This window comes from Mesorhizobium sp. M7A.F.Ca.CA.002.04.1.1 (genome assembly GCF_004022805.1).
Lineage (GTDB): Bacteria > Pseudomonadota > Alphaproteobacteria > Rhizobiales > Rhizobiaceae > Mesorhizobium > Mesorhizobium ciceri.
On the sequence record NZ_RZPL01000523.1, the window covers coordinates 1 to 4,205 of the forward strand.

Sequence of the window (4,205 nt, forward strand, 5' to 3'; positions counted from 1 at the left end):
GTACAAGGAGCCGCCCGGCGAAGTCGGCCAGCTCAACCTGATGATCAAGCGCATCGAGGAAAAGCGCGAGGATCTCCGGCAGAAACGCCGCGACCTCGAGGAGACGCTGGCTGAACTCGACCAGGCCGAGGAGTCTTGTGTGGAGCGGCTGGTGGAGCTTGGCGTGAATACGTAGGCAGAGAGTTTGAGGGACAGCGCCCCCCTCTCTCCTGCCGGACATCTCCCCCACGAGGGGGGAGATTGGCCGCTTGAAAGCCAGCTCAAATCCAGCGGCGCACGCGTTTGGCGTAGTCGCGGTATTTCTTGCCGAATTTTGCCGCCAGCACCTTTTCCTCGCCTTCGATCGCCACCTTCTGCGTGGCATAGGCGGCGATGAACGCCAGCGGCAGGAACCACACGATGCCCGAGACAAAGGCGACGCCGATCAACAGCAGCGTGTTGGCCAGATACATCGGATTGCGGGTGACGCCGAAGGGACCCGTGGTGACCAGGTGATCGGGTACAGCGTTGGGGTTGAGCGTGGTCTTGGCCCGGATCATGGTGCGGATCGCGGTGAACCAGAGTGCGGCGACGGCAAACAGCGCCACCCAGCCGGCCGCGAACAGGATATCGCCCAGCAGGTCGCCGATCCAGGGCAGGGGATAGAGCAGGCCCAGTGCGATGCTGACGGCGATGGCGGCGATGTAGATCAGCGGCGGCCACGGTATGAGCCCCGGCTTCGGCTGGTTCTCGGTCATTCGGCCCCTCCCTCCATCAACTTGCTGTCGGTCTTGGCGGTGCACATGCCGGCGAGATCGGACAAATGCGCTTTCCACTCCGCAGTCTGATCGTTGTTGTAGAGCCTATCAAGCGTGGACTCGCCCTCGAGTGTATCGAGCATGCAGACACAGTAGCTCGTACAGAACTCGGTGTCGCGCGACTGCTCGCAGGACAGCTGGCAGGTTTTGAGGAAATTCACCTGCGGGGTTTCGACCTGCGCCGGCATGATCTGCGAGAACAGCCAGACGCAGCCGATCAGCAGCGGCTGGTGGATCAAATAGAAAGCCAGGCTGTGCCGACCGATGAAGACCAGCGGGTTGGCCAAGCGACCGGGCGCCAGATTGGCAAGCCTGGCAAGCAGGCCGGCACCTGCGGCGAGTTTCGTCACCGCGATGCCCGCAAGCACGGCGCCGAACCACGGAAACAGCGGAACGTAGTCGTTGGAGCGCGGATTGGTCGCCGACAGGCCGACCCACCACAGCCATGGGTGATCGAAGGCCTCGAAGCGCAGATAGACGGGGGCGGCGATAACGAGCGCAGCGACGACAAGCGTCAGCAGCGCCGGCAGGCGCAGGAAGGCGAGACCGAGCAGGCTGGCCAGCGCGATCTCGTGCAAGATGCCGAAGAAGATGAAGCCGTCCGGAGTGGCTATGCGGGTGACGACCGAAATCGCGATCGCGGCTCCGGCGACCATGGCGAACCGCTTCCAGAAGCCGTTCCAGCGGATTTGTCGGCCGTGGGCGAGATACAGGCTGACGCCGACCAGGAACAGGAAGGTCGAGGCGATGCAGCGCGCGTAGATCTTCCACCAGCCGAAGGCGGTCAGGCCGGGATCGGTGTAGCCGAAGAACTCCAGATCCCAGGTGAAATGGTAGCTTGCCATGGCGATCAGCGCGATGCCGCGCACGATGTCGATGGCGACGATGCGCTTTGGTCGATCCTGAACGGGTGCGGTCGGCGTTTGGATGCTCATGGTCTCGCATTCTGATTCAGCCCCGCTGGAGGACTATCACGGTTGCCCGGGACAAAAGAAGACCGGCAACCCTGCCGATAGCGCCGGATCAGCCGCGGCATTGGGCCAGTGCCGGAAAGCCTTTGGCCGGCTTCGCTTTTGCCGGATGCACGTCGGTTTCCTCTTATTGGCGCTGAGGTCGCCACGGCAGATTTGACCCGGTGAATCTGCTTCGGGGAAAGCAATGTCCACCCATGTGCGCCATCCGATCTGGCTACCGGCCCTCAAGGCCGCGGACGCGCGCACCTTCGCTTCGCTCTATGCGGTCGAATCCTTCGCCCGCGCCACGGTGTCGAGCGTCATCCCGATCCAGGCTTACGAGATCCTGCACAACGAGCAGATCGTCTCGATCCTCTACACCGTCGTGGCGATGCTCGGCCTGTCGGTGACATTGTTCATGCCGATGCTGATCCGCCGTTTCGCCCGGCGCTGGGTCTACACGGCGGGCGCCTGCCTGCTGGCCATTGGCTCGCTGTTCTTCGTCACCGACACGCTTGCCGGGCAACTGGCCGGCATGCTGTGCCGGGTGATGGGCGCCAGCGCGCTGTCGATCACGCTCAACCTCTACATCATGGACCACATCCGCAAGACCGACTTCATGCAGGCCGAATCGCTGCGCATGGCGTGGTCGATGCTGGCCTGGACCGGTGGGCCGACGCTCGGCATCTTCCTCTACACGCGCTTCGGCGTCTATGCCGCGCATGGCGCGGTGGCCGTGTTCGCGTTAGCCTTGCTGGCATTGTTCTGGACCTACCGGCTCGGCGACAACCCGTCGATCCGTCCCGGCAAGACGCGACCAGCCAATCCGCTCGCCAATATCGGCCGCTTCATCGCCCAGCCCAGGCTCAGGCTGGCCTGGCTGATCGCGTTTGGGCGCTCCTGTTTCTGGACGACGTTCTTCGTCTATGGGCCGCTGTTCATGGTCATTACGGGTGAGGGCAAGCTGGCCGGCGGCCTGCTGGTTTCGGCCGGCAACGCGCTTTTGTTCATGGCGATTTTCTGGGGCAAGGCGGGAAAGCGCTTTGGCGGCCGCAGGACCATGACATTTGCCTATTTCGCCATGTCGGTCGCGCTTCTGGCGGCGGGCTTCGTCGGCGAAACCGTGCCGCTGCTCACCGGCGCCTTCCTGCTCTGCGGCGCCTTCTTCACCATTGCACTCGACGCGCTCGGCTCGACCGCCTTCATGCGCTCGGTGCGCTCCTATGAAAGATCGCAGATGGCGGCAGTCTATCGCACCTATCTCGACTTTTCCGAGCTGACGCCGCCGCTGGTCTATTCGGTGGTGCTGGCCTTCTTCGGCCTGGGCTCGGTGTTCGTCACGCTCGGCCTGCTGGCGGCGGTCTGCGGCTTCGTGACGTGGCGCTATCTGCCGAAATCGCTTTGACCTTCATGGCGCATTCGCAACGGTCGCCGGCGGAATTTGGTTTGCCGGACGCGAGGATTCTGCCTATAGTCGCCGGTGTCGCCGGTTCCATTTTGGAGCCAAGAGGGAATGCGGTAAGGGCGGATTTCGCCCAATGCCGTGGCTGCCCCCGCAACTGTGTGCGGTAGTCCTCTCCATATGCCACTGAAGATTTTTCTTCGGGAAGGTGGGGAAGGACGCTGATCCGTGAGCCAGGAGACCTGCCGGCGACAGGAAACTGACTTCGATGCCCTCGGGTGGAGGGCGAAAGGACAAGACATGACTACCGCTTCCGTCTCCCTCGGCGCTTCCGTCTCCTCGCAGTCGCGCTTCATGCAGCTTGCGCTCGCCGCGCTGCTCGGCATTTTCGTGATGGGCTTTGTCGGCTTCTCGCATATCGATGCGGTCCACAATGCGGCTCACGACTATCGCCATTCGATGGCGTTTCCCTGCCACTGACGAGGGGCTGACATCATGAACCTGTTTCGCAACGTCGTGTTCATCGCGGCGATCGCAGGGCTCGTGGCCGGCGTCGTTCTCGCCTGCATGCAGGCCTATGCGACCGTGCCGCTGATCCTGAAGGCGGAAGTCTACGAACAGGCGGGCGGCGGGCATCACCATGACCATGCCGCTCCGGCAGCAACGGATAGCAATGCCATGAGCACAGCCGCTCCGGCCCCTGCCGAAGCGACTGCTGCGGCGGAAGACGAGGGCTGGGCGCCGGCAGACGGTTTCGAGCGTTTCGCCTTCAGCGTGCTTGCCAACATCGTCACCGGCATCGGCTTCGGGTTGATCCTGGTCGCGGTTTCCGAATTCGCCGGCGGTATCGGTGGTTGGCGCCAGGGCGTGTTCTGGGGCTTGGCCGGCTTTGCCGTGTTCACGCTGGCGCCGGGCCTCGGCCTGCCGCCGGAACTGCCGGCCATGCCGGCCGCCGATCTCACCCAGCGCCAGATCTGGTGGTGGGCAACGGTGGCGGCAACCGCTGCCGGTCTCGGCCTGATCGCGTTCCGCAAGTCGCTGCCGCTGGCGATC

5 protein-coding genes, 1 pseudogene and 1 riboswitch are annotated in these 4,205 nt (G+C 63.7%); of the genes and pseudogenes, 4 read left to right on the forward strand and 2 right to left on the reverse strand.

Annotated features, from left to right (window positions below):
* Positions 1–175 (forward strand): annotated as a pseudogene (locus tag ENZ75_RS35275) (MerR family transcriptional regulator); the annotation flags it as partial.
* A gap of 85 nt (positions 176–260) precedes the next feature.
* Here the strand turns inward: ENZ75_RS35275 and ENZ75_RS23270 are convergent.
* Positions 261–737 carry an isoprenylcysteine carboxylmethyltransferase family protein gene (locus ENZ75_RS23270; RefSeq protein ID WP_024501351.1) on the reverse strand — a complete coding sequence of 159 codons (477 nt, stop codon included), beginning with the start codon at positions 735–737 and terminating at the stop codon, positions 261–263.
* Positions 734–1,732: a DUF1624 domain-containing protein gene (locus ENZ75_RS23275; protein ID WP_063168230.1), complete on the reverse strand. Its 999-nt coding sequence runs from the start codon at positions 1,730–1,732 to the stop codon at positions 734–736. Before ENZ75_RS23275 ends, ENZ75_RS23270 begins: the two co-directional genes overlap by 4 nt.
* 223 nt (positions 1,733–1,955) lie before the next feature.
* Between ENZ75_RS23275 and ENZ75_RS23280 the strand changes: the two genes are divergently transcribed.
* From ENZ75_RS23280 to ENZ75_RS23290, 3 genes are all read left to right on the forward strand, one after another.
* Positions 1,956–3,155, forward strand: coding sequence for an MFS transporter (locus ENZ75_RS23280; RefSeq protein ID WP_013531116.1), 1,200 nt, complete (start codon positions 1,956–1,958; stop codon positions 3,153–3,155).
* A gap of 65 nt (positions 3,156–3,220) precedes the next feature.
* A riboswitch (cobalamin riboswitch) is annotated at positions 3,221–3,417 on the forward strand.
* Positions 3,418–3,452: 35 nt separating this feature from the next.
* A complete protein-coding gene (locus tag ENZ75_RS23285; RefSeq protein ID WP_013531117.1) occupies positions 3,453–3,632 on the forward strand; it encodes a CbtB domain-containing protein in 180 nt (59 codons plus the stop codon).
* A gap of 15 nt (positions 3,633–3,647) precedes the next feature.
* Positions 3,648–4,205: CbtA family protein (locus tag ENZ75_RS23290; RefSeq protein WP_128278340.1), on the forward strand; the 558-nt coding region annotated here is incomplete at its 3' end.

Excerpts from the sequence above, each read along its gene's own strand:
- ENZ75_RS23270 (WP_024501351.1), bottom strand. The coding sequence starts at position 737 with ATGACCGAGAACCAGCCGAAGCCGGGGCTCATACCGTGGCCGCCGCTG.
- ENZ75_RS23275 (WP_063168230.1), bottom strand. The coding sequence starts at position 1,732 with ATGAGCATCCAAACGCCGACCGCACCCGTTCAGGATCGACCAAAGCGC.
- ENZ75_RS23280 (WP_013531116.1), top strand. The coding sequence starts at position 1,956 with ATGTCCACCCATGTGCGCCATCCGATCTGGCTACCGGCCCTCAAGGCC.
- ENZ75_RS23285 (WP_013531117.1), top strand. The coding sequence starts at position 3,453 with ATGACTACCGCTTCCGTCTCCCTCGGCGCTTCCGTCTCCTCGCAGTCG.